Source organism: Aquimixticola soesokkakensis (genome assembly GCF_900172375.1).
GTDB lineage: Bacteria > Pseudomonadota > Alphaproteobacteria > Rhodobacterales > Rhodobacteraceae > Aquimixticola > Aquimixticola soesokkakensis.
Window position 1 is genome coordinate 1 of record NZ_FWFS01000002.1, and the last position, 23,559, is coordinate 23,559.

The following is a 23,559-nucleotide window of genomic DNA, read 5'->3' on the forward strand; positions in this document are numbered from 1 at the left end:
CGACGCGCACAGCGGGTTTGAGGCCTCAAAGGCCGCCGCGGCCTATCTGCGCGACGAAGAGGCCCGCGCCGTGGCGCGCCTTGAGGGTGTCACGATCCGCGACGCAACGCCCGAAGATCTTGTCGCCCTTGAGCCCGCCTTTGCCGCAGGGCGCGCGGTCTATGTCAACAGCGCCCCTGAAAACGCCGCCTACCTGAGCGCCATCGAGGCGGCTTTGGCCGCGCAGTAAAACGCGCAGTAATCCGCGCCTGCGCGCGGGTACGGCACTGGTTCCCGCACCGAAGCGGGGCGCGCGACACCAAAACTTGGCAACTCTGCGTCAAGACGAAACCGCGCGCGCCTTTCATTGTGAGTCCAGCGGCGGGCGGGAAACCGCACCGCCCGGCACAGGGAGGATTACCATGACATTCACGAAATACATCGGTCTTGCAGGGATGATGGTGCTTGGCGCAAGTGCTGCCCATGCGGCTGACCCCGAAGTCACCATTCGCATCGCCGCAGGGGCATCGTCCAACGGCAACGTCTGCAAGGGCTACCTTGATGTCTGGGGCGAAAAGGTCAAAGCCGCCTCTGACGGGCGGATCGACTACGAACTTTATTGCGACGGCACGCTGGCCAAGATGGGCGATGCGGTCAACCGCGTTGAACAGGGCGTGGCCGATATGGCCTGGGACGTGCCCGCCGCCTATGGCGCACGCTTTGCAGGCTTTAACGTGATCGGCGTTCCGGGCCTCTACCACGACCCCGAGGTGGCCGGCGCTGCCCTGTGGCAAACCTATGCCGAAGGTACGCTTGGCGGCAGCGACGAGGTCAAGGTGATGTGGGTGCAGGTTGTGAACAACAACAGCTTCTTCATGGCCAATCCGATGGCGGATTACGCCAACTTCGACGGCGCCAAAATTGGCATGGGCAGCCAGATGCGGGCCAAAGTGATCGAAACCATGGGCGGTGTGCCTGTCGCGATCAAGGTGCCCGAATATTACCAATCCCTTTCCAAAGGCGCCATTGATGGCATCATGTCCACCGCAGGCGCGATCTTCGACTTCGGGATGGAAAGCCTGTTGAGCGAGGTTTACGAGGGCGAATTTGGCGGCGGCTTGACCTTTGTGGTGATGAACCAGGATTTCTACACCAGCCTGCCCGACGACCTGCGCGAGATCATTGACGAAAATTCTGGCCTCGAGATGACGAAATGGGCCTCGGCCTATCTGCGCGACCGCGAGCACGACGAAATGAGCGCCCTGCCCAACGTCAAAATCATCCAGGCCAGCGACAGCGATATGGTCGCGTTCGAACCTGCCTTTGCCGCCGCGCGCGACGTCTACCTCGACTCCGATCCGGCGAATGCCGGCTATCTCGCCGCGCTTGAGACAGCCCTCGCGGCGCAGTGAGAGATCGCCTAATCTCGGCGGGGCCGGTGGGAAACCGTCGGCCCCTTTGTCACGACAGGAGGCCGCCATGCCGGACCGTTTCACGCTCGACACTCTGGCAGATCTGCCCCCCGAGGCCCGACCTTTGGCACAGCGTGTGCTCGAAGTGTCCTCGGACGGGATCGGCGGACCGTTCAACCTGTTGCTCAAGTCGCCGCAATCAGGTGCAAAGATCGTCGATCTTCTGGATCACTTCAACGGCGGGTTTTCCAGGATCGACAGCGACAGCCGTCGCCTTGCGGTCTTGATCCTGGCGCGCTCTGCGGGCGCGCGCTATGCGTGGTGGACCCACGAGCGGCGCGCAATTGCTGCGCAGCAATTTTCGCCCGACCAGATCGCCGCCCTGAACAATAAACAGCGCCCCCTCGGCCTGACACCGCGCCTGAATGCGGTCTTTGACTATGTCACGGCCCTGAACAGGGGCACGCCGACGCCCGCGGCCACCCTTGCAGCCTTGCAAAGCGAGATGTCTGAAGCCGAAATTGTGGATCTGATCCTCTTTTGCGGCCTCTACACGACCATTGCCCTGCTGCTAAACGAAGGGGATGTCGCCCTCCCCGAGGGCGCGCACGACAGTCTTAAACGCGACTGACGAGATCGGATAACCACGTTGAAAAGGCGTCAGGATCTTCGACGTGGGGCGCATGGGCGGCATGGGCGAACAGGTGTGTCTTGGCCTGCGGATAGCGTTGTTTCGCCTGTGCCAGCATCGCGGGGGTGAACAGGCGGTCGCGCGCGCCTGTCGCGATGCAAAGCGGGGCCATATCTGTCAGAGCCGCCGGATCAGCGGGGCAAAACTGCGCAGGCTCGCCCGCATTTCGACGCTGGTTTTCGGCCTCTTGCCGGCGCCAATGCTGCGCAGCATTTGTCGAGCGGAAAACATCCGAAAGCTCGCGCTCCTCGCATGTGCCCTGCGGGGAATCCTCTTGCGTCAGCGCAAACCAGTCGCGCGCGGGTTGCCCCAAGAAAGAGCACGCAAAGCCCAACCCCAGAACGCTTGACGGGCTCCGCCGCGCAAACTCCACAAGGCAGGCACCGCCCGCCGCCACACCGACAAACACGGCCCGAGCAATGTTCAGATGGGCCAATAGCGCGGATAAATCCGCCCCCTGACTTTCCGCATACGCCCCGCGCGTCGACTGCCCGTAGCCCCGACGATCCCAGATCAAAACCGGACCGCCATAGCGTGACAGCACGGCCGCAAAGCCGGACATCGTGCCCGAATGCGGATGGGCCAGCACCAGAATCGGCCCCGCCCCCCGCCGCAGCCGATAGGACAGCTGCGCCCCGTCATCGCAGGAAAAGACGGCGGGGTCAGGCACCTTCGGGAACAAACGCATAGCCCTCTTGCGTGCGCGCAATTCGCCCGCAATGCGGCGCGCCGAAATGGCACGGCATGACCAAAGCGCCCGTTTGCGCCATCTCTGCCAGGAATGCGTGTCGCGTGTTGCGCGCCACATCCTGTTCGACATCAATCACCGTGTTGATGTCAGGGCACAGGATTTGCAGCGGCGAGTGGAAAATATCGGCGCAAAACACCCCTTTTTCGCCCTCGCTCTCGAGATCGACGCGCATCATTCCCGGCGTATGGCCAAAGGCATTGCGCGCGCTCAGACCGGGGGCAAATTCCAGGCCCTCGTCGTAAAATTCCACCCGCCCCGCCTCAACGAGCGGATTGATCGCATCCACAAAGGCTTCGGTTTCACCAATGCCCTGCGTCTCTAGAAATTTGCGGTGCCAATGCGCATAATCCTTGCGCGGCATCCAGTAGCGCGCATTGGGGAACATCGCGGCCCAGCCCGATCCATCCGCGGTGGTGTTCCAGCCCACATGATCGCCGTGCAAATGGGTGTTGATCACCTGTGTCACCTGATCGGGTGCCGCCCCCGCCGCCGCAAGCCAGCTTGGGACCAGCGTGTTCAGCCGGTCAAACCGCGCCAATCCGCGCGGCTTGCCATTGCCGACACCCGTGTCGATGACGATGACCTCCTTGCCCAGACGCACCACCCAGATCTGGATGCCGATCACCAGTTTGCCCACTTCGGGGCGGTAATGCGCCGGCGTCAGCTGTGGCGCGATTTCGGCAAATTTTGCAGGCGATAGCGCGGGATAGAGCATTTTGGGGTCATGCGTCGGGCCGATCATTTCGACAATGTTAAAGACATCGGCCGCGCCGATTTTGCGATGATACATCATGGGAATCCTCCGACCCTCAGTCTGACAGGGGGGCGTTATGGGGTCTTGACCCTTGGTGGCGCAGTTTTTGGTCCAGCGTCAAGCAACACGCTTTGAGCGTTGCGCGGCCCGCCCTTGGCGCTAGGCTGACCCGACAGCGACGAGACCCCCATGGAAAGGACCCCCGCATGACCTGGCATCTTTATACCTCACCGCGCTCGCCCTTCGTGCGCAAGGTGATGATTGCAGCCCATGAGTTGGGTCTTGCGGATCAAATAACCACACAGGACGTGGTGACCACCCCCATGACCCCTGCTCCCGAACTGCTGGTCGATAATCCTCTGGGCATGATCCCGACGCTCATGGCAGGGGAGCGGATGATTTTCGACAGCCTCACCATTCTGGAAGTGCTCAACGATGCGGCGGGCGGCGCTTTGTTTCCCGCTGGAACGCGTCAGGACTGCCTGACGCGTCATGCCATGGCCAACGGGATGATGGACAAGGCCGTGCGCATTCTTGATGAACAGTTTCGTGCGCAAAACGGCGATACAGAGGCGCATATCGCAGGCTTTGTCGCGGCCATCAAACGCGGAATTTCCTGGATGGAGCCGCGCCTGACGGAAGGGCGGTTCGACGCGGGCGACATCGCGTTTTGCGCACTGCTGGCCTATCTGGACATGCGCTTTCCAAAGTTCCTCTGGCTTGCGGATGCGCCCGTGGCCGCGCGCTGGTATGCAGACATCAGCACGCGGCCCTGTGTCGCCGATACCGCCTTTCAAACCCCGCCCTTTGTCTAGGCGCCATTGTGTAGGCGCCCCACCGCTAGGCAAGCAAATCGGCGACCAGCTTTGGCGTTTGCAGCGCCATGAAATGCCCGCTGTCGATTTCGCAAAATCTCGCGCCTCTCACGCGCTCTGCCACGGCTTTGACAAGCGCGGGTGTGCGCGCCACATCCTGCGTCCCTGCCACAAATCGCGCAGGACAGGTCAGACCGGAGAGGGCGGGCCCAAGGTCCATCTGCGCGAGCATGCGATAGGTCGCCGCCAGCGATGCCGGTGAGGTGCCCAGTTGCGTGCCACAGAAGATCTCGAACCCTTCCCCCCTCTGCGCGAACCGGGGTTCAGGCCATGCTTTGGGCAATGTGTCCTTCATCAGAAACGCACGCAAGCCGCCCTCCTCCAACATCTGCGCGAGGTTCAAAACACCTGCGCGCCGCTCGGGCGGCACGCCTGTTGCAGGCGCAAAGGCGGTAAGCGCCGCCACCTGCGGCCCCATGGCAGCCGCGGTGGCAATGGCCACGCCCCCGCCCACCGCGCAGCCCGCCAGATGCACAGGCCCAAGGCCCAGCAGCTTGATCAAACCGGTGACATCCCCTGTGTGATCGGACAAAGCGACCGCTCCGGACGGCTTTTCAGACCGCCCAAAGCCACGCAGATCCAGCCGCAGAACGGCGCGCCCGGGCAGATGGCGCAGCACCAGATCCCAGCTTTCCAACGCCCCGCCCATTTCGTGCAGCAAAACCAGCGGAACTCCCGCGCCATCTCGCCAGTCGAAATGCAGGCTAACCCCGTTAACTTGCGCGTAACTCATTGCGCGATAACGCTGTTTTCCAACCGGCCGACGTTGTCGATCTCGACACTTACCACCTTGCCCGGCTCAAGCAGAACCATTGGACGGCGGGTAAAGCCCACCCCCCCCGGCGTGCCGGTGACAATCACATCCCCCGGCAGTAATTCGCAAAACTGCGAACAATAGGCGATGAGGGTCGGGATATCGAAAATCAGAAAGTCGAGCTTGGAGCGCTGCATGATTTCCCCGTCCAACAGGGTGCGCAATTCCAGCTCTTCCAGCGGGCCGGTTTCATCCAGCGTGACCATGTAGGGGCCAAAGGGGCCGGAGGTCGGGAAATTTTTACCCGGTCCCCATTGCTCGCCCTTCATCTGCCAGTCGCGCATCGACACATCGTTGAAACAGGCGACCCCTGCGACGTGATCCATCGCGGTTTGCGCCGTCAGGTAGCGCCCGGGTTTGCCGATGATCACCGCCAGCTCGCCCTCGTAGTCGACTACATCGGAGTTGCGGGGTTTGACAATCTGCGCCCCGTGCCCGCAAAGCGAGGTCGCGAAGCGCATGAAAATCACGGGGTGTTCGGGATAGGCCTTGCGATGCTCGGGGCGGGTTTCGTCGCGGTGATGCTGATAGTTCAGGCCCGCGCAAAAAATCTGCGCCGGATCGGGGATGACGGGGGCAAATTGCACGGCATCCAGAGGAATCGCAGGGCGGCTGCGCAAGTCCTGCGCGATGGCCGCCAGATCCCCCGCGACCACCGATTTAAGGGTCAGCCCATGGGCCGCAAGGTGGATCGCATCGCCTTCGACAAGGCCGAACCGGAGGGCACCCTGATGGGTCACTGTGGCAAATTTCATTTTGTGTCTCGCAGTTTGGCGACCAGATCCATGCCGTAATCCCCGCCGTTAGGCGTGCGGGTGATCGTGTGGACATGGAAACGGGCCGGTTCTTTGTTGGTCAAAAAGACCGCTTGGTGATGATCTAGTTCGACCAGCACAACAGGCGAATAGAGGCGGATATAAAAGGGCGACCAATCATCTATGCCCCCCATCCACACCAGCCAGGTCTGATCCAGATGCGCTTCGATTTCCGCCCTGCGCGCGCGACCCGGTCCTTGCGGCAGGGCGGTGAAAAACGTCTCGAAAAGCGTCATCAGACGCGCCTTGTCGGCAGGGGTGAACTCCTGCGCACAGACCCCTTCTGCGGGGATGATCTGGTTGTCGCGAAATGCGCCGCCCAGATGCAGACTGTCGGCCCAGTGCCGCCGACCCGCGGGCACATCGCCGCTCAGGATCGAGGGCAGCACGATGGCGCGCGCCTGCAGATCGGGGGCCAGCCCGCGGATCAGGTCCAGCGCGGCCTCTTCCGTCTCGATGAAGGCGTTGATTCCTGCCTTGGGCCCTGTGTCGACAACGGTCGGCTCGGCCGCCAGCAGGGTCGGTGAGAGCACATAGGTGTCACCGACCACACGACAGGACAGGCAAATATGGTGACCGTAAAATTGCCACCCCCAAGCGTCATCCTCGGGGGTGCCGAACAGGCCCACCGTGTAGCAAAATTCGTTCAGGTATTTTTCCCGCCCGATCAATTCGCCCGAAAAGCGGTTGATTTCCAACAACGCCTGTAGCGTGGCAAAGCCTTCTTGGGACAGGGAGCTGCGCAAAAGCGCCATCACCGCGTCGCGTTCTGCCGTGTTCATTTCCTCAAGGCCCAGACCATCGCGCGGCCAGGCCATGGGCATGTTGTGCCAGCGCCGCCACGCGGGCGCATCGCTTGGCAAACACACCGCAGCCGCGATCTCTGGGCGCAGCACCGCTTGCAGCGCGCGCATGGCCGTTGTCATCTCGGCAATCGGGGCGTCATTGCCCGCAAGCGTGCGCGTTCCCGCCGCCTCCTGCCCGTCGAAACGGACCCCCACAAAAGGCGCCTCCATGGCTTTCGTCATCAGCGCGAATTGCTCTTGGAAGAAGGCCCCTTCCATCACTTCGGCCGTTCGTTGATGGCGGGTCGAATTCAGCGCAGGGGGGGCTTTTTGCGCGGGCACAAAGGGGCGAAAGTCGCGCGGATGCGCCATCTGGCCAAAGGCCGCTTTCAGCTTGGCATCCGTTAGCGGGGCCAGCGTTTTGGACGGGGCTGCATGGCTCATGTCAGGGTGCCTTCGGGTTCGTTGACGAAAGGCGGAGCAGTCGAATAGTCGATCTGTACCTTGTAGTCGAATTGAGTGCCCGATGCAGGTTCGGGGATCAGGATTGCCAGATGGTATTCCGGCGTGGTGCCGAGATTGAGGTTGGTATGCACACAGCCCTTGGGCAGCATCACCAGATCCCCTGTGCGCGCCACGGCGCGTTCATGGCCGACCTGAATCGTCAATTCACCGCCATAAACATAGTAAAACTGATCGAAATCGTGAAAATGCAACGCCGGACCGCCCGCGCCCACGGGCACTTGGGCTGCATAGATGCGCGCATGTTCTGACCCCGTTTCGCGGCGCGCCAGATGTTGCGAGGCAAACAGCCGCCCCATCGTGTAGCCATCGGGGGTGATCGGGGTGATCAAAGCGGCGGCATCGGGCACTTCGGGCACCTCCCCCTCCCAATATTCGATCAGCCGGTCTTGGGGCGGGCGGGGCACCATCAGCTCCAGATGTTTTTCGTAGGCGTCGGTTTCATTCCAGTTGCAATGCGGCGTGCCGGCGGGGAAATGGACCATCGCCATCGGGCCGACCTTGAACACATCGCGCCCGATCTGCACCGTCGCCTGCCCCTCGAAAATCACATAGAACTGGTCCACGGGATGGGTGTGCAGGCGCGGCCCCCTATGGCCCGGGGGCACGCGGCTGATCAGGAAATTGCAGCTGTCCACGCCCCCCTCCGGCCCGTTGAGCCAGAGGGATTTGAAGGTCTCGGGGAACTGCTCCTCGGGGTTGGGGATGATATTGCGCATGTTAGTGGCCCGCGTTGAACAGGTCGGGCGCTTTCCAGCCGTTCAGATCGTATTCGGCCATGCAGGTATCGACGAGGCCAAGCATCTGTTCTGCCGTGCCATTCTGGAAACTGCGCACATATTGATCGACGCGCACCTGTTCTTGCGACCCTGCATAGTTGGTTTCATACAGCTCGTGACGCGAGGCAAATTCCGACCCGAACGCATCCCACGTCAGCTTGAGGATCTTGGAGCGGTCCACCGATGACATCCCGTTGGAGCCGCGCGCATATTGATCGAGCAGCGGGCTCATGTCGGGGTTCAGGTGATCCTTGGCCGAGGACGGCAGATAGATTAGCCCCGAGGCCACATGACGCAACACCGACTGGCGGATTTTGGAATACATATCGGCGGCGATCACGCGATAGGCATGGCCATGCACGCGGTTGGGCATCTGGTATTGCCCCTGCCAGTCGTGGCTGTCGCGCGCCATGGCTTCCATGATGGCCCAAAGCGTGTGGCGATAGGCAATTGCCTCGCCCACGGCCGCCTGAACGCCGCGAAAATCCTTGGTGCCGCCGACTTCGACCGCTTTCATGAAGGCCCCGCAGAGGAAATCGAGCTTGACCGCCAAGCGCACCCCTGCCTGCAACAATCCGCGCGACGCCTGTCCGGGCACAGCCATGAAGGTATTGGCCTTTTGCGCATCATACATCAGCACGTTTTCCCAGGGCACCAGCACGCGGTCGAGCACAAGGATGGCATCGTTTTCATCCAGCCGCGATGACAAAGGCGCATCAAAGGCGCTGGCGGTCTGGTTCGCCGTGCCCTCATAGGAGCGGCGGCAGTACATCTTGACGCCGGGGCTGTTCACGTCGAGCACAAAGACCGGCGCGAATTTCTTGTCCGTGACGGGAATGAAATGATGCGCAATGAGGATTTGTTGCGCCAGCGCCGATCCGGTCGCGACCACTTTGGCCCCCGACACGATGATCCCCGCATCGGTTTCTTCCTCGACGCGGATCATGATGTCTTGGGCTTTTTCGGGCGACGAGCGGTCGATGGGCGGGTTCACGATCGCATGGCCGATGAAGGACACATTTTCGCGGATGTGTTTGGCCACACCACGCGCATTATCGGCGTATTCCCCGAAATACTCCGCCTCGACCTCAAGGCTGGGCACGAAAGCCGCCCCCACGAAATCGGGCGAACGCCCCAGCCAGCCATAGCCAACCCGCGCCCAAAGCGCATAGGCGTCTTTCTGTTGCAGGCTCTCTTCAAGGCTGCGCGGTGCCTGAAAGGCCGAATGGGTCCAGCCCGTGCCATCGCGCAACGGCGCGCGCATGGTTTTGGCGTTTTTCTCGTCGTGCAACGCCTCGTAAAGCCGCGCGACCATGCGGGCCGAATTGCGAAACGCCGGATGGGTGGTCACATCGCGCACGCGCTCGCCATCGACCCAGACTTCGCGGCCATCATCCTTGATCGAGTCCAGATATTCTGCCCCCGTCTGGGGACGTTTTCCATCCTTGCTGGTTTTGGCACGGGCAGGCGCTGTCAAAGTTGTCGCACTCATTTGGTGGTCCTCTCAATCTGGCTCAAAGGCGTTGCCCCGACTGTTCCAGAACCCGCAGAGGCGGTCTTGAACGAGAGTCGCCAGCTTTTGGGCCTGCGCGAAGGCGCGCAGCATGCCCTGCGGACCCGCGCTCTGAAATTGGCGACTCTCAGGCAATCCCCCGCTGCGCTTTGCGTGGCATGTCTTTGGAAAATGACCCTATGACCGGAGCTTGCCCCCATGTCCTCGCTTGATAACACCGTCGCCCATCAGATCGTTCGCGCGCTCAAACGCCACCGGATCGACTGCTTTTTCGGCCAAAGCCTGCCCTCGGCGCTGGTGCTGGCCTGCGAAGACAACGGCATCCGCCAGATTTCCTACCGACAGGAAAATTCCGGGGGCGCCATGGCCGACGCCTATGCCCGTGTGTCGCGCCGCATCGGCATGGTGGTGGCGCAAAACGGCCCTGCCGCCACGCTTTTGGTGCCACCCATGGCCGAGGCAAAACAGGCGGGCATCCCGATGATTGCCTTCGTGCAGGAAGTTGAAACCCCCACGGTGGATCGCAACGCTTTTCAGGAACTCGACCATTTCGCGCTGTTTCATGGCGTGACCAAATTTGTGCGCCGCATTGACGATCCCGACCGCGTGGATGACTACATCGACATGGCGCTAACGGCGGCGACCACCGGCAAACCCGGTCCTGTGGTGCTGCTGCTGCCCGCCGATGTGCTGCGCGGCCCGCAAGGCAAAGCCCCCTACAAACGCACGCAAAGCCTCGGGCATTTCCCGCTTGATCGCCCCGCCGCCGCCAGCGCTGCGGTGGCCCAAGCCGCCCGGCTGATCGCCGGCGCAAAGCACCCCGTTGTGATTGCGGGCGGTGGCGTGAACATCAGCGATGCCAGCGCGATCCTGGGCGAGGTGATGGATCTGGCCCATCTGCCGGTCTTTACCACCAACATGGGCAAGGGCGCGGTCGATGAAACCCACCCGCTGGCGGGCGGCGTGCAAGGCGCGCTGAACGGTCCCGCATCGCTCGCGCGCGAAACCAAACCCCTGCTCGAAACAGCCGATGTGGTGTTGCTGATCGGCACGCGCACCAACCAGAACGGCACCGACAACTGGAAAATCTATCCGCAAGGCGCGACCTTCATTCACATCGACATCGACCCGATGGAAATTGGCCGCACCTATGAGGCGCTGCGCCTGCAAGGGGATGCGCGCGAAACGCTGACGGCGCTCAAAGCCGCCCTTGCCGCGCAGGACCTCGCGGCGCGCAAGGCCGCGCGCGCAGGACTTGAGGCCAAGATCGCCACGGCTTGGGCGGATTTCGAAAGCGCGCGCGCAAAATATGCCGCCTCGGATGAAACCCCGATGCGCCCCGAACGGCTGATGGCCGAACTCCAGAGGCTGCTTACCCCTGAAACGGTGGTCGTGGCCGATGCCTCCTATTCGTCGATGTGGGTCGTCGGACAGCTGCGCAACGCGACAACTGGTGCGCGATTTATCACGCCGCGCGGACTGGCGGGTCTGGGTTGGGGGATGCCGATGGGGCTTGGCGCGGCAATGGCGCGCAAGGGCGCCCCGGTGATTGCACTGGTGGGCGACGGCGGCTTTGCCCACAACTGGGCGGAACTGGAAACCGCAATGCGCCACAACATCCCGCTGGTCACCATCGTCCTCAACAACGGCATTCTCGGCTTCCAGAAAGATGCCGAAACCGTGAAATTCGGCAAATACACCACCTCGTGCCATTTTGGCGAGGTTGACCACACGCAGGTCGCCAAAGCGGTCGGGATGCAGGCCCTGCGCATCGATCGCGTCGATCAGATCGCCCCTGCCCTGCGCGAAGCGTTGGCCGCGCGCGCCCCGCGCATGATCGAGGTCGTCACCTCCCCCGCCGCGCATCCCGCGCTGTCGCTTTTTGCGGGCAGCCTCGACACATAAACCGGACATATAAACCGGCAGGGCTGCGCGCGCCGACTTGGGTCTGCGCAGCCTATTTTCCCAAAATCCCGCGGGCGCCGCCTGAAATCAGCAGCGCCACCTCGGCCATGGCCACCATGGGCGACACATTGGGCGGTAGCGCGATATAGCGCGGACGCCAATCGGGGCGGAATTTCTGTTTGAAGGCCCGCAGCCCCTCGAAGTTGTAAAACGCTCCGCCGTGGCGAAACATCTGATGCCCGAAGCGATCCCAGAGTTTCGCCGTGCGCCGTTCGTTCAACCCGGCCAGCGGCGCAACCCCGAGGCTGAATTCCTGCGCCCCCGCCTCGCGGTAGTGCTCGATCAGCGACAGGAACAAAAACTCCATCATTCCAGAGGCATGGTCAGGCAGATAGCGCATCAGATCAATCGCGACCCGCGCGCCGCTCCCCGGCGCCATGACATTGGCAAAAGCCACGATCGGCCCCTGGCTGGCGGGCAGATCACCCGTTTGAGCTGTGTTTTTGCGGATCACGGCGATGGGGAAATTGTCCAGATAGGCCGCGTCGAAGCGTCCCACCGAAAACCCTTTTTCGCGACCGGTTTTCCCGCCCAGCCAGGCGTCCGAGACCCCGCGCAGCGTCTCGATAAGCTCGGGCGCATGGGGCGGTGCCAGCATCTCAAGCGCATAGCCTTCGCGCTGCGCTTTGTTGAACGCCGCCCGCATGGTTTTGAATTTGGACCCCGACAGCGAAAATTCCGGCAAGGGGATCACGGCCTCTTCGCCCACTTTGTGCAAGACCATGCCCATCTCGATCCAGAGCGGCAGGCGATGGGCGCTCACCTCGTAGAAAATCGGGCGTCCGCCCGCCGCAAAAGCCGCCTCGCGAAAGCTCCATGCCGCTTGGGTGGATTGCTCGGCATCCCCGATCGGATCGCCAAAGGCCACCCAGTTCGAACGGTGACGCGCATACATCACGCAGGCCCCGCCCTGAGCGGAGAATTCATAGCTTTTGTCGCCCGAAAGCGCGAGGCAGGCCTGTGGATCGTCTTGCCGAGTGACGATGGCCCGCGCCTTGGCCACCTGATCGATATCAGGCGCAAAGGCCGGCTTTCGCGCCGGTTTTAGGGCGATGTAAATCGAAAAGGCCAGCAAGACCGCGGAGCCTGCAAGCCCTGCGCGAAAGGCGCGCGGCGTGTTGGCACCGGGGCGGAATTCGGTCCAGAACGCGTCGGAATAGGGCGTGGCCTCGCGCAGGAAAAACAAGAACGACAGCGCCGCGATGACAACGGCTGCGACCACCGCGAACCACGCAGGGCTGAACACCCCCTCCGTCAGCTTTGCGTGGCGGTGGAATTCGCGCCGGAACGGCAAAAGCGCCAGCGCGCCAAGCACCAGAACGATGGCCGTGCGATAGTCGAAATTGTTGAGAAGGGCAGCAACCATCCCCCCCCCGAGCGCCAGTAGCGTCAACCAGAATGCCCCCTCGATGCGGCGGCGCAGGGCCTGGCTGAGGATGATCAGGATGGTGCCGATCACCGCAGAGGCCATGGTGCCGCCCTCGAACAGGATCGCCGCGACAAGATCGACCTCATCGGGTTCGCGGTAGAGATGGGGCAAGGCCGAGGGCATCAGCGACACGAAGATCAAAAAAGCCCCGAACCCGAGCGCCCAAAGCGCTGCAAGACCCGGTGCCGCGCCCCCCAAGGCGCCCACCACCGGCTTCATCGGCTCGGAAATCCCGCCAAACACCTTGGCGATCCAACCGCCCGCCATGCGCGCCTCGTTGAGCGCGACAACGACAAAGGCCAGCGCAAAGGGCAGCAGGAAGTAGATCAAGCGAAACAGCAAAAGCGCCGCCGCAATATGTTCGACACCAAACTGGCCGTCGGCGGAGACCGGCATCGCGGCGATGACAACCGTTTCAAACACCCCCACGCCACCGGGAACATGGCTGGCGATGCCGATCATCGTCGCGGCGGCGTAGATGGGCAAAAAGTCGATGAAATCAGGCCCGCCAGCGGGCAAAAGCACCCAAAGCGCCAGCGCCGCCATTGTGGTGTCAAACAGCGAGAGCACGATTTGACCCGCCAGCACCTTTGGCGGCGGCATGGCCATTTCGAACCGGCCGATCTTGAGGGTGCTTTTGCTGGCCGAGAGCGCAAAAAGCCCCGCAAGCGAGACAAGGCACAGCGCAACGGCGATGATACGCACCGCCAGATCCGAAAGCGGCACAAGCGCGGCCAGCGCCGCAGGATGGATCGCCACGGAGGCGACCCCGACAAGCGACAGGCCCAAGCCCACGGAAATGGCAATATAGGACGACACGGAGGCCATCTCGAACGCGTTCAACCCGAAAGCCGAATAGATGCGCCAGCGGACCGCGCCGCCCGACAAAACGCTGACGCCCACGGTATTTCCAAAGCCAAAGCCCAGAAAACTGCCCAAGGCCACGGTGCGCGCGGGCAGGTGTTTGCCCACAGAGGCAAGCGCCCAACGGTCATAGCCCGCCATCGCGCCGTAGCCCGCAGCAGTGGCAGCCACGGCCGCCAACAGAAGCTGCGGATCCATCGCGCGCACCTGTGCAAATACGCCCCCGATGTGCACGCTGCGCAATTCATGGGCCAGCGCCCAGATCCCCAGACAGAACAAAACCAGCCCGATCACGATCGGCATCAGCGTGCGCAGCCGCCCCTTGGCATCCAAAGCTTTCGCCCCCCCGTCCCGTTTGGGAGAGGTCGCAAGCTGCGCCGTTGGTTCGCTCTGGTCGGTCATTTGTGGCCCTCGATGCGGTTTGGCGCGGTGGTATCCAGCAGCGCGCAAAATTTCAACAGCGCAAGTACCAATGAGGCGGGGCGGTCAGGCGGCGATCAGGGGGTCAGCGCATCCGACACCAAAACAAGCGTGCGCGCAAGAATGTCGCGCGCGCGCGCCTGATCCGCGGCCTGCGCATAGACCCGAAATTCGGGCGCATTGCCGGAGGGGCGCAGGTGGGCGACATCGCCGCTGTCGAAATTGACCCGCAAACCATCGGTCAGATCGACGGTTGCGATCCGGCCGACGGGAGCAAAGAAGGCCGCGCGGCTGTGGGGATCTTCAATCAACCCCGTGAGAAAGACGTGGGCACGCGCGCGGTCGATGTCTTGCAGACGATCGGCGGTGGTAAAACAGGGCGGCAGGGCGGCCACGCTCTGGGCAAGGCTTTGGCCCGACAGCTTGGCCCCGTGCAGCGGCGCGAGCACCGGCAACAGGCAATCGCGCGTCGCCAGCGCCGACAAAGGCGCGGCAAGCTGCGCGTCAAAGCCAAGCAAAAAGCCGCCGTTGGCCTCGAAACCGACGACCGCGCGCTGCGCCGCGCGCGCCTCGGCCATGCCCGCGATCACAAAGGGCGAGCCGATGCGCGTCAGGATCACCTCTTCGAATTCGGGGCAGCGGCGCACCATGTCGTTGGAGGAGACCGGCGTGACAACGATGGCCGCCTTGAGATAGCGCGCGCTCAACACCCCCAGGACATCGCCTGGGATCACGGTCCCCGAAGCATCGGCCAGCAGCGGGCGATCCGCATCGCCATCGGCAGAGACCACCGCATCCAGCGTGTGATCGCGTGCCCAAGTGACCAGATCGGCGCGGGTTTGGGGATCAACGGCTTCGGTATCGACGGGGATGAAGCTGTCGGAATGGGCCAGCGGCACGACCTGCGCCCCCAATCCCGTCAACACGGCTTCGATCGCATCGCGCGCCACGCAGGAATGGCGGTAGACCCCGATGCGCAGCCCCTCCAGAGCGCCTTTTCCAAAGGCCTCGACGTAGCGCGCGACGTATTGCGCCTGCGCCTGCGGATAGGCCCGGTAGCTGCCGCCAGCCCGCGCGCTCGGGCGCAGTTTTTGCGCGTAGGCGGCGGAGATCGCGACCTCGTCCTCTTTGGAAATCTCGCCCTCGGGACTGTAGAACTTCAGGCCGTTGCGGTCGGCGGGAATGTGGCTGCCGGTGACCATGATTGCCATCGCCCGCGCCGGAAGAGAGGCCAGCGCCAAGGCGGGTGTGGCCAGCGCACCGCAGTCGACGACATGGATGCCACAGGCCTGAGCCGCGCTGCTCAGGGTCTGGGCAATGGCCGGCGAGGAGGGGCGCAGGTCGCGGCCCAGATACAGCGTGTCGCAATCGGGCTGGGTGGTCAGAAATGCATGCAGATAATCCGCAATCAGATCGTCGGTGAGGTCAACCACGAGCCCGCGCAGGCCGCTGGTACCAAAAGAAGGAGCCATGTGGCGATGTCCTTTTATACACGGGGCGGCACTCCCGTGGTTCTCGTCGATTTCACACGGCTCTGGCGCCAACACAGCCACGGGCCGCACGCGCCTGCGCCGATCCGTTTGTGCCACGCTACAGCGCAGGCGCACCAAGGTCGAGTAACAAGCCACCGTGCGTGGCACGCCTGCCCATGAAATCCGCAAGGCGCGCGCGAAAGCCGCCGATTTTTCGCATGGGGCGGGCGACAGTTGCACGAGGCCAAGCGTCAGAGTAGCTAGGAGGCGCAAGAAACCCGACGGAGACCCCCGTGAGCGAGAAGACACGCGCCACCGATGGCCAATCGATTTCGCGCGCCGTCGCGGTGCTGCGCGCCATCGGCGCACGTCCCGGTGCCTCGCTGGGCGAAATTGCCAAGGAAACCGGTCTGGCACGTTCCACCGTTCAACGCCTTGTGGGCGCGCTGAACAACGAAGGGCTGGTGACGAAAAATTTCGGCCAGCAGGGCGTGTTTCTAGGTATGGAACTGGCGCGGCTTGGGGCGCAGGTCAATCTGGATGCGCGCACCATTCTGGCCCCGATGATGGACGAATTGCACCAACAGATCGGTGACAATATCGACCTCACCGTTTTCGAGGGCGACAGGGTGATTGTCATCGACCAAAAGGCCTCCAACGAGTCGATCCGCGTGGTTTCCCATGTGGGCAAAGAGCATCCCATCCACGCCACCGCCAACGGCAAAGCCCATCTCAGCCAGCTGACCCGCGCCGAGGCCGAAGCGCTTTTGCCAAGCGAACTTCCCGCCTTTACCGCCAAAACCTTTACCGAACGCGCCCGGCTTCTGGATCAGGTCGAGGCCTTCGGCCAGCTCGGACTCTACATCGATCGCGAAGAATTCTCGCTTGAAGCCTGTGCCATCGCGACCACCTTGCCCCCGTTTGGCGGGCGCAAGCTGGCGGTGGCGATTGCCATGCCAAGCGCGCGGTTCGCGCGGCGCGAGGAGGACCTGAAATCCGCACTTTTGGCCTTTCGCCGTGCGGTGCAAGAGCGTTTTGGCGCCTCCATCTAAGCCCCTTCAGCCCCCCTGCTCCCCGTGCCCCCCTGCTCCCTGTGCCCCCGTGCTCCCCTGTTTGACGGGCGGGAAGGACAGGGCCGGACCTGGGCAGTGTTCACGCAGTTAACCTGGCGTTATTTTGCACTTCCAATCCCATAAGAAACGTGCAGGCCGCGATAAGCGGGGAGTAATGTGACCGCCTGAGGCGTTGACCTTCAAGCCGTCAGGCACAGCATAAGACCGGCGCGTGCTCACCGCGCTATTATGTTTCAAAGGTCTCCCTGCCCATGTCACCAGCTCACACCCGCCTCTCCCGCCGCCAGCTTCTTGTTTCCCTGATCGCCATACCGCTGTTTTCCCCGCGCAGCGTCTTTGCCCAAACGGCGGGAACAGACAGCGATATCGCCCGCGCCAGTGCCCTGCTGACGGGGCGCAGCACACTTGCCCCTGAAACTGCGATGCGGGTTCAGGAGTTGCTCAGCGCGCAGGACGCTGCCTTTCCCAGCCATCTTGCCAGCTTGATCCGCGCGCTCGAGACCGCCAGCGGCACCGATCCGCAAACCCTTTCCGACAGCCTTAGCGACACCGATGCCGCCACGGCACTTGCGATTTTGGAGGCATGGTATCTGGGCTATGTGGGCAGCGTCTCCACCAGCTCGATGGATTATGACGGCAAATTCGTCACCTATCTGCAAGCGCTGATGTTCGAGCCGACGGGCGATGTCACCCCGCGTCCGGCCTATTCGAAACGCGGTGCGAATTACTGGAGTGCCGTGCCCGAGGGCGTAGCGGCCCCCGCGATGGCTGACAATGTCGCAACCTGGGGGCTTGCGGGGCTGAAACCCACAACATCCCCGCCCGACCCTGATCCGGCCTGGCTTTACATGATGCAAGGCTACGCGACGACGATCACCGCCGCGCGCGCGGCCCTCGCAGGCGGGGCCGCACCGCTGACATCCGATGAGGTCAACGCCAAGTCCCTCGCAGCCGCGCAGGCCTCGGCTGGCGCCCAAACCACTGGCGCCCAAACCAGTGACAGCGAGACGCGCGAGGGGGACTCCAAATGAGCGACTATGATGCAGATGTGATCATCATCGGCTCCGGCACGATCGGCTCTCACGTGGCCTTGCAATGCGCGCAGGCTGGAAAATCGGTAATCATCCTCGAAGCAGGCACCAAATTGCCGCGCTGGAAGGCCGTGCAGAATTTTCACGAAGACGCCGCCAAGCGCAACTGGAACGCCCCCTACCCGCGCCTGCCTTGGGCGCCGCATTCCTACATGGAGGGCTATATCGAGGCCACGGGCGATGCGGATTTCGACTATGTCACCAGCTACCTGCGGGTTGCGGGCGGGACAACGCGACACTGGGCGGCGGCCTGTTGGCGGCTTTTGCCCAATGATTTCAAACTGAAATCCACCTACGGGGTCGGGCGTGACTGGCCCATTTCCTACGATGATCTCGAACCGTGGTACGTCAAGGCCGAACGCTCCGTCGGCGTGTCGGGCACCGCCCAGGACGACCAGTCCGGCCAGAACCGGGGCGCCTATCCTCCGCGGTCGCAAGACTACCCCATGCCCCCCGAAGCCATGCCCTATTCCGTGCAGCGCATGACGTCGAAACTGACGGACATGGGCTACAGTATTGCGCATGAACCCTGCGGGCGGGCCTCGCGGCCCTATGACGGGCGGCCTGCCTGTATCGGCAACAACAACTGCGAACCGGCCTGTCCGATCGGCGCGATGTATTCGGGCGATATGACGTTGGAGAAAGCCGTGGCCGCGGGCGCGGATCTGCGCACCGAAAGCGTCGCCTTCAAGCTGGAAACGGGAGAAGGCGGCGCGATCACGGCGGTCCATTTTCGCAAACCCGACGGCTCGGACCACCAGCTGACGGCACGCCGCTTCGTCGTTGCCTCCCACGGGCTTGAAAGCCCGAAGTTGCTGTTGATGTCGGATGTTGCCAATAGCTCGGATCAGGTCGGGCGCAACCTGATGGACCACACGGGCCTCACCTTTTCCTTCCTTGCAGACGAGCCGCTGTGGACGGGGCGCGGATCGGTGCAGCACGGCTGTATCGTGAACCGGCGCGACGAACCCAGCCGCGCCCAACATTCCGCAATCCGCTATTCGTTTCGCAACCTTGTGCCCAACCTCGATATCGCCCCCGATCTGATCGAACAGGGTCTGCGCGGCGAGGCGCTGGATGATGCCATTCGCGACCGCGCGGGCCGCTACATGCAGATTTCGACGATGTCCGAAACCCTCGCCATCCCCACAAACCGGGTCCAGCCCAACCCCGACTGGACCGATAGCATCGGCTTACCCGGCCTCAAGGTGACCTATCGCCTCGACCGGTACGTGCGCGCCATGTTGCCCCAGGCGCAACGCGACTTTGCCAATTTCGCGCAGGCCTTTGGGGCCGAGGTCCTGACCGCGCCCAACCAATGGCGCAACCAGTTCCATATCATGGGCACCTGCATCATGGGCGATGATCCCGCCGATTCCGTCGTCGATAAAGACTGTCGGACCCACGACCACGACAACCTTTTTGTCGTGACAACGGGCGTCATGCCCACATCCGCCACGGTAAACCCGACGTTGACCGGTATCGCGCTTGCGATCCGCGCCGGCGACACGCTGGTCAAGGAGCTCTGAGCGATGAAACACATGCGTCCCATCCTCGTTCTTCTCGCCGCGCTCTGCGCAGGGCCGCTGAGCGCGCAACAGGCCGATCCTGCGCTGGTCGCTGCGGGCAAAGCCGTGGCCGTTGCAGGCGATTGCGCGGCCTGCCACACCAACCCCGAGGGCAAAGGTGATTTCGCCGGAGGCTATGGCGTCGACAGCCCGCTGGGCACGATCTACGGGGCCAATATCACGCCCTCGCCGCAGGGCATCGGCGATTGGAGCTTTGATCAATTCGACACGGCCATGCGCAAAGGGCGCGCGCCCGATCTGCATTTTCTCTACCCCGCCATGCCCTACACGGCCTATGCGGGGATGGCCGAAAGCGACATGAAGGCGCTTTACAGCTATCTGCAGCTCGGGGTTGACCCCAGCGACAACGTGCCGCCGCACACCGACCTTGGCTTTCCCTTCAGCTTTCGCGCGATCATGGCGGGCTGGAACCTGTTGTTTTTGAACGGGGACGTCGTGGCGGGTGCGAATGCCGAGGCAGGCAGTGCGGCGCGGGGCGAATATCTGGTGAAAACCCTTGCGCATTGTTCCACCTGCCACACCCCGCGCAACGCGCTTATGGGCGAGGAAAGCGACAGCTTTCTGGGCGGCGGCGCGGTTGGCGAATGGATCGCCCCCAATATCACCGCAGGGCCGGATGGCATTGGCGACTGGAGCCGCGATGACATCGCGCGCTTTCTTGCCACCGGGCGCAACGCGCATGGCGTTGCGGGCGGCGAAATGGGCACGGCTGTAGAACGCTCTTTCAGCAAAATGCCCCGAAGTGATCTCGATGCGATCGCTGCCTATCTGGTGAGCGTGCCAGCGGTTGCGGGCAACGGGCCAGTGCGCGGCGCGCGCGATCCGGCCAGCATTCCCGACATCGAGCCGCCGCTCTCTGGTCTCAACGACTATATCGACACCACCGACATGAGCGGCGCCCGGCTGTATCAAGCGGCCTGTGCAACCTGCCATGGATGGGACGGCATGGGGTCTGTGGACGGCGCGCATCCCGCGCTGGTGGGCAATACCGCCGTCGCCCTGGACGATCCGGGCAATCTGGTCATGACCATCCTGAACGGTGCGCAGCTGACGCTTGACCCAGATGCGAGCCTCATGCCCGCGTTTGGCGACCAGTTCACCGATGCAGAGGTTGCCAAACTCGCCAGCTATGTGCGCACCGGCTTTGGCGCAAAGGCGCTGGCGCCGGTCACGCAGGCGCAGGTCTGGAACATTCGCAATGGCGTGGTGCAAACCGGCTGGCTGCTTGCCAATGCCAAAGCCCTGACGATCGCCGGGCTGGGCCTTGGGGCGCTGATCCTGATCGCAGGCCTTGCGGTACTGATCCGCAGGCGGCGGCGCATCCGCTAAAGCGGGGCGGGCCGCCATGCGCGGCCGCCCCCTCCTGACCAGATCATCGTTTGACCAGATCGCCGTTACGCCAGATCGGGGGGCAGGATCTCGGCCGGAAGGTTCTGGAAACAGACGGGCCGCAGGAACCGCCGGATTGCCATCGTCCCGACCGAGGTCGCCCCGAAGTTGGTGCTGGCAGGATAGGGTCCGCCGTGCACCATCGTGTCGCACACCTCGACCCCCGTGGGAAAACCGTTGGCCAGAATGCGCCCCGCTTTATGTTGCAGGATCGCCAAAAGCCCGCGCGCCGTCTCCGTGTCGCCCGCGTCCAGATGCAGCGTGCAGGTCAACTGCCCCTGAAGGCTTTGGGCAACGGCCACCATCTGGGCGGGATTTTCCACCGTCACGATCACCCCCAGCGGGCCAAAGACCTCCTCGCTCAGACTGTGATCGGCCAGCCAATCGGTGGCGCAGACGCGGTAGAGATAGGGCGTGGCCTGGCGCAAATCGCAGGTCGAGGTCAGCACCTCCTGCACCCCCCTGCCCGCCGCCACACGCGCGCGCCCCGTGCGATAGGCCTGCGCGATACCGTCGGTGAGCATGGTCTGCGCACCGGTCGCGCCCAACGCCTGTGCAGTCGCCTCTGCCAGAGCCTGCGCCTGCTCCTGCGCGACAACCGCGATGCCGGGATTGGTGCAGAACTGACCGGCCCCCATGGTGAGTGACGCCGCCCATCCTGCACCGATCTGCGCGGCGCGCGCCGCTCCTGCCTCGGGCAGAATGAACATCGGGTTCACCGAACCAAGTTCCCCAAAAAACGCAATAGGTTCAGCGCGCTGCGCGCATAGGTCAAACAGCGCGCGCCCCCCCGCCAGCGACCCCGTAAAGCCCACGGCCTTGATCAGCGGATGGGTAACGAGGGCCGTTCCCACGTCGCGCCGCCCGCCCTGCACCAGGCTGAAGACCCCGCGCGGCATGTCAGCGGCTTTGATCGCCGCCAGCACCGCCTCGGCGATGATCTCGCCCGTGCCGGGATGGGCGGAATGGCCTTTGACCACCACCGGACAGCCAGCGGCAAGCGCGCTGGCCGTGTCCCCGCCCGCCGTGGAAAAGGCGAGCGGAAAGTTGGACGCCCCGAAGACCGCCACCGGACCAAGGGGCAGCTGCATCATCCGCATGTCAGGGCGCGGCACAGGGGCGCGATCGGGAAGCGCCGGGTCGAACCGGCGATCCAGATAGTCGCCCTTGCGAATGTGATCGGCAAAGAGGCGAAGCTGGCCCGTCGTGCGCCCGCGCTCGGCGTTCAGGCGCGCCTCGGGCAGGCCGGTTTCCTGCGTCGCGATTTGGGTGATCGCCGCGGCACGCGCCTCGATCTCATCGGCGATGGTGTCGAGAAAATCCGCCCGTTGCGCGCGCGAGACCGTGCTAAAGACAGGAAAGGCCGCCTGCGCCGCACAGGCCGCCCGATCCACCAGTTCAACCGTTCCGACCCCGAACTCATGTGCAGGCCCGTGGGCAGGCTCGGACGAGAACCGCGCATCGGTGGCAATCCAGTCGCCCGCAATCAGGTGTTTTCCATGGGGGGTAAATCGCATCAAGAGGGTCACTTTCTGTGTCTTGTGTCAGGGTAAAAAATCGCGCCCAAATCAGCGCAGGAATCGGGGCAGAAATCGCGTCAGCGCACCGCCCTGATCGATGTCTGACGGGCGTCAGGCCCAGCCGATCCAACGGTTCATGTTGGCGCCAAGGATCGCGGCAAGGTCGGCCTCGGAGGTAAAATCAAGCGCGCTCCAGAAATCGAGACCCTCAGAATAGGGGCCCTTCAAAAGGGTGATATCGGAGGCGTAAATCAGCCGCTCGGGCCCGAAACTGTCATAGGCGTGACGCACCAGCGCCTGCATGTCGGGAAAGGGAAAGGCGGCTGCGCTATCGCGCGGGATGGCCCCGGTTTTGAGCATCACATTGGGCAAAGGCGCAAGTTTTTGAGCAACAATGCGGAATTTGGGCAGGGCTTGGTCCTCCTCGACCCCGCGCCCGAGGCCAAAGGCATCCACGCATAGTTTAAGGTCGGGATAGGCGCGGGCGGCCTGCGCCAGCACATCAAGACTGTCACCGGCATGTACCGAAACCGGAATTTGCTTTTGCGCAAGCACGGGCCAGAGCCAGTCGGCCCCGCCTTCGGCCAGCCATGCCGTGCCGCTGTCGCTGGACAGGAACATCCGCATGCCCGCCATTCCGGCCTGATCCATCCATGTCTCGACGGTGGCACGCTGATCTTCGCCGGGCATGGAAATCAGGCCCAAAACTGCCAAGCGGTCCGGGTATTTTTGAGCCGATTCAAGGGCATAATCATTGCCGCGCGCCGCCCAGCTTGGGGGGACGATCACCGCGCGATCGACAGCATTCGCGTCCAGCGTTTCCAGAAGTTCTTCGGCAGACAACGGGTCCTGACGGCCGCTGGCACTGGGGCTTTTGGTGCCGCCTGCTTGCCAGATGTGAACCTGACCGTCGGTGATCTGGCGTGGCAGGGGGGCCGCCTGCGCGCGACCGACGCCCAGCCCGACAGAAACACCGCCGCCAAGCCCGGCAAGCGCCGTCGCCGCACCGCCATGGGCCAAAACCGTCCGTCTGTTTAGGGTAAATGTCATCTCAAAG

Annotated in this window: 20 protein-coding genes; 9 read left to right on the forward strand and 11 right to left on the reverse strand. The window is 63.3% G+C overall.

Annotated elements, in window-relative coordinates; genetic code table 11:
* The 3 genes from AQS8620_RS17000 to AQS8620_RS03030 form a co-directional block, all read left to right on the forward strand.
* Nucleotides 1-229: hypothetical protein (locus AQS8620_RS17000; protein WP_159453186.1), on the forward strand; the 229-nt coding region annotated here is incomplete at its 5' end.
* Between the two features lie 172 nt (nucleotides 230-401).
* Nucleotides 402-1,391, forward strand: coding sequence for a TRAP transporter substrate-binding protein DctP (gene dctP, locus AQS8620_RS03025; RefSeq protein WP_085835381.1), 990 nt, complete (start codon nucleotides 402-404; stop codon nucleotides 1,389-1,391).
* A 67-nt stretch (nucleotides 1,392-1,458) separates the two neighbouring features.
* Nucleotides 1,459-2,022 carry a carboxymuconolactone decarboxylase family protein gene (locus tag AQS8620_RS03030; protein WP_085835382.1) on the forward strand — a complete coding sequence of 188 codons (564 nt, stop codon included), beginning with the start codon at nucleotides 1,459-1,461 and terminating at the stop codon, nucleotides 2,020-2,022.
* On the opposite strand, the gene AQS8620_RS03035 is transcribed toward AQS8620_RS03030, so the two are convergent.
* The gene (locus AQS8620_RS03035) at nucleotides 2,009-2,770 is read right to left on the reverse strand and encodes an alpha/beta fold hydrolase (protein WP_159453187.1); all 762 of its coding nucleotides are present in this window, start codon (nucleotides 2,768-2,770) and stop codon (nucleotides 2,009-2,011) included. The genes AQS8620_RS03030 and AQS8620_RS03035 overlap by 14 nt on opposite strands.
* Nucleotides 2,745-3,626, reverse strand: coding sequence for an MBL fold metallo-hydrolase (locus AQS8620_RS03040; RefSeq protein WP_085835384.1), 882 nt, complete (start codon nucleotides 3,624-3,626; stop codon nucleotides 2,745-2,747). The genes AQS8620_RS03035 and AQS8620_RS03040 overlap by 26 nt, the downstream gene beginning before the upstream one ends.
* Before the next feature lie 167 nt (nucleotides 3,627-3,793).
* Here AQS8620_RS03040 and AQS8620_RS03045 point away from each other — a divergent pair, with 167 nt between their 5' ends.
* Complete coding sequence (locus tag AQS8620_RS03045; protein WP_085835385.1) at nucleotides 3,794-4,402, forward strand: glutathione S-transferase family protein; 609 nt, start codon at nucleotides 3,794-3,796, stop codon at nucleotides 4,400-4,402.
* Nucleotides 4,403-4,427: 25 nt separating this feature from the next.
* On the opposite strand, the gene AQS8620_RS03050 is transcribed toward AQS8620_RS03045, so the two are convergent.
* From AQS8620_RS03050 to AQS8620_RS03070, 5 genes are read right to left on the reverse strand one after another with little or no spacing between them, the layout of a single operon-like run.
* On the reverse strand, nucleotides 4,428-5,195 hold the full coding sequence (locus AQS8620_RS03050; protein ID WP_085835386.1) for an alpha/beta fold hydrolase: 768 nt from the start codon (nucleotides 5,193-5,195) through the stop codon (nucleotides 4,428-4,430).
* A complete protein-coding gene (locus AQS8620_RS03055) occupies nucleotides 5,192-6,031 on the reverse strand; it encodes a fumarylacetoacetate hydrolase family protein (RefSeq protein WP_085835387.1) in 840 nt (279 codons plus the stop codon). Before AQS8620_RS03055 ends, AQS8620_RS03050 begins: the two co-directional genes overlap by 4 nt.
* Nucleotides 6,028-7,320, reverse strand: coding sequence for a DUF3500 domain-containing protein (locus tag AQS8620_RS03060; protein WP_085835388.1), 1,293 nt, complete (start codon nucleotides 7,318-7,320; stop codon nucleotides 6,028-6,030). The genes AQS8620_RS03055 and AQS8620_RS03060 overlap by 4 nt, the downstream gene beginning before the upstream one ends.
* A complete protein-coding gene (locus tag AQS8620_RS03065) occupies nucleotides 7,317-8,117 on the reverse strand; it encodes a cupin domain-containing protein (RefSeq protein WP_085835389.1) in 801 nt (266 codons plus the stop codon). The genes AQS8620_RS03060 and AQS8620_RS03065 overlap by 4 nt, the downstream gene beginning before the upstream one ends.
* A 1-nt stretch (nucleotide 8,118) precedes the next feature.
* Nucleotides 8,119-9,669, reverse strand: a complete 1,551-nt coding sequence (locus AQS8620_RS03070) for a 4-hydroxyphenylacetate 3-hydroxylase family protein (RefSeq protein WP_085835390.1) — start codon at nucleotides 9,667-9,669, stop codon at nucleotides 8,119-8,121.
* Between the two features lie 219 nt (nucleotides 9,670-9,888).
* On the opposite strand from AQS8620_RS03070, the gene AQS8620_RS03075 reads away from it, so the two are divergent.
* Nucleotides 9,889-11,595: an acetolactate synthase catalytic subunit gene (locus AQS8620_RS03075; protein WP_085835391.1), complete on the forward strand. Its 1,707-nt coding sequence runs from the start codon at nucleotides 9,889-9,891 to the stop codon at nucleotides 11,593-11,595.
* Between the two features lie 52 nt (nucleotides 11,596-11,647).
* Here AQS8620_RS03075 and mprF read toward each other — a convergent pair whose 3' ends face one another.
* The gene (gene mprF, locus AQS8620_RS03080) at nucleotides 11,648-14,350 is read right to left on the reverse strand and encodes a bifunctional lysylphosphatidylglycerol flippase/synthetase MprF (protein ID WP_085835392.1); all 2,703 of its coding nucleotides are present in this window, start codon (nucleotides 14,348-14,350) and stop codon (nucleotides 11,648-11,650) included.
* A 95-nt stretch (nucleotides 14,351-14,445) separates the two neighbouring features.
* Nucleotides 14,446-15,840 (reverse strand): phosphohexomutase domain-containing protein, encoded by a 1,395-nt coding sequence (locus AQS8620_RS03085; RefSeq protein ID WP_085835393.1) that lies wholly within the window; start codon nucleotides 15,838-15,840, stop codon nucleotides 14,446-14,448.
* Between the two features lie 293 nt (nucleotides 15,841-16,133).
* Between AQS8620_RS03085 and AQS8620_RS03090 the strand changes: the two genes are divergently transcribed.
* The 4 genes from AQS8620_RS03090 to AQS8620_RS03105 all read left to right on the forward strand — a co-directional run bounded on the left by AQS8620_RS03090 (nucleotide 16,134) and on the right by AQS8620_RS03105 (nucleotide 20,922).
* Nucleotides 16,134-16,892 carry an IclR family transcriptional regulator gene (locus AQS8620_RS03090; protein ID WP_085835394.1) on the forward strand — a complete coding sequence of 253 codons (759 nt, stop codon included), beginning with the start codon at nucleotides 16,134-16,136 and terminating at the stop codon, nucleotides 16,890-16,892.
* 272 nt (nucleotides 16,893-17,164) lie between these two features.
* Nucleotides 17,165-17,944 carry a sugar dehydrogenase complex small subunit gene (locus AQS8620_RS03095; protein ID WP_085835395.1) on the forward strand — a complete coding sequence of 260 codons (780 nt, stop codon included), beginning with the start codon at nucleotides 17,165-17,167 and terminating at the stop codon, nucleotides 17,942-17,944.
* Nucleotides 17,941-19,533 (forward strand): GMC family oxidoreductase, encoded by a 1,593-nt coding sequence (locus AQS8620_RS03100; protein WP_085835396.1) that lies wholly within the window; start codon nucleotides 17,941-17,943, stop codon nucleotides 19,531-19,533. The genes AQS8620_RS03095 and AQS8620_RS03100 overlap by 4 nt, the downstream gene beginning before the upstream one ends.
* A gap of 3 nt (nucleotides 19,534-19,536) precedes the next feature.
* Entirely contained in the window at nucleotides 19,537-20,922 is a 1,386-nt protein-coding gene (locus tag AQS8620_RS03105) for a c-type cytochrome (protein ID WP_200809584.1), read from the forward strand.
* Nucleotides 20,923-20,987: 65 nt separating this feature from the next.
* Here the strand turns inward: AQS8620_RS03105 and AQS8620_RS03110 are convergent, their stop codons facing one another.
* Both AQS8620_RS03110 and AQS8620_RS03115 read right to left on the reverse strand, forming a co-directional pair.
* The gene (locus AQS8620_RS03110; RefSeq protein WP_085835397.1) at nucleotides 20,988-22,499 is read right to left on the reverse strand and encodes an aldehyde dehydrogenase (NADP(+)); all 1,512 of its coding nucleotides are present in this window, start codon (nucleotides 22,497-22,499) and stop codon (nucleotides 20,988-20,990) included.
* 114 nt (nucleotides 22,500-22,613) lie between these two features.
* Complete coding sequence (locus AQS8620_RS03115) at nucleotides 22,614-23,552, reverse strand: amidohydrolase family protein (RefSeq protein ID WP_159453188.1); 939 nt, start codon at nucleotides 23,550-23,552, stop codon at nucleotides 22,614-22,616.
* Nucleotides 23,553-23,559: the final 7 nt, after the last annotated feature.

Coding starts and splice junctions, on each gene's coding strand:
- dctP (WP_085835381.1), top strand. CDS start 402: ATGACATTCACGAAATACATCGGTCTTGCAGGGATGATGGTGCTTGGC.
- AQS8620_RS03030 (WP_085835382.1), top strand. CDS start 1,459: ATGCCGGACCGTTTCACGCTCGACACTCTGGCAGATCTGCCCCCCGAG.
- AQS8620_RS03035 (WP_159453187.1), bottom strand. CDS start 2,770: ATGCGTTTGTTCCCGAAGGTGCCTGACCCCGCCGTCTTTTCCTGCGAT.
- AQS8620_RS03040 (WP_085835384.1), bottom strand. CDS start 3,626: ATGATGTATCATCGCAAAATCGGCGCGGCCGATGTCTTTAACATTGTC.
- AQS8620_RS03045 (WP_085835385.1), top strand. CDS start 3,794: ATGACCTGGCATCTTTATACCTCACCGCGCTCGCCCTTCGTGCGCAAG.
- AQS8620_RS03050 (WP_085835386.1), bottom strand. CDS start 5,195: ATGAGTTACGCGCAAGTTAACGGGGTTAGCCTGCATTTCGACTGGCGA.
- AQS8620_RS03055 (WP_085835387.1), bottom strand. CDS start 6,031: ATGAAATTTGCCACAGTGACCCATCAGGGTGCCCTCCGGTTCGGCCTT.
- AQS8620_RS03060 (WP_085835388.1), bottom strand. CDS start 7,320: ATGAGCCATGCAGCCCCGTCCAAAACGCTGGCCCCGCTAACGGATGCC.
- AQS8620_RS03065 (WP_085835389.1), bottom strand. CDS start 8,117: ATGCGCAATATCATCCCCAACCCCGAGGAGCAGTTCCCCGAGACCTTC.
- AQS8620_RS03070 (WP_085835390.1), bottom strand. CDS start 9,669: ATGAGTGCGACAACTTTGACAGCGCCTGCCCGTGCCAAAACCAGCAAG.
- AQS8620_RS03075 (WP_085835391.1), top strand. CDS start 9,889: ATGTCCTCGCTTGATAACACCGTCGCCCATCAGATCGTTCGCGCGCTC.
- mprF (WP_085835392.1), bottom strand. CDS start 14,350: ATGACCGACCAGAGCGAACCAACGGCGCAGCTTGCGACCTCTCCCAAA.
- AQS8620_RS03085 (WP_085835393.1), bottom strand. CDS start 15,840: ATGGCTCCTTCTTTTGGTACCAGCGGCCTGCGCGGGCTCGTGGTTGAC.
- AQS8620_RS03095 (WP_085835395.1), top strand. CDS start 17,165: ATGTCACCAGCTCACACCCGCCTCTCCCGCCGCCAGCTTCTTGTTTCC.
- AQS8620_RS03100 (WP_085835396.1), top strand. CDS start 17,941: ATGAGCGACTATGATGCAGATGTGATCATCATCGGCTCCGGCACGATC.
- AQS8620_RS03105 (WP_200809584.1), top strand. CDS start 19,537: ATGAAACACATGCGTCCCATCCTCGTTCTTCTCGCCGCGCTCTGCGCA.
- AQS8620_RS03110 (WP_085835397.1), bottom strand. CDS start 22,499: ATGCGATTTACCCCCCATGGAAAACACCTGATTGCGGGCGACTGGATT.
- AQS8620_RS03115 (WP_159453188.1), bottom strand. CDS start 23,552: ATGACATTTACCCTAAACAGACGGACGGTTTTGGCCCATGGCGGTGCG.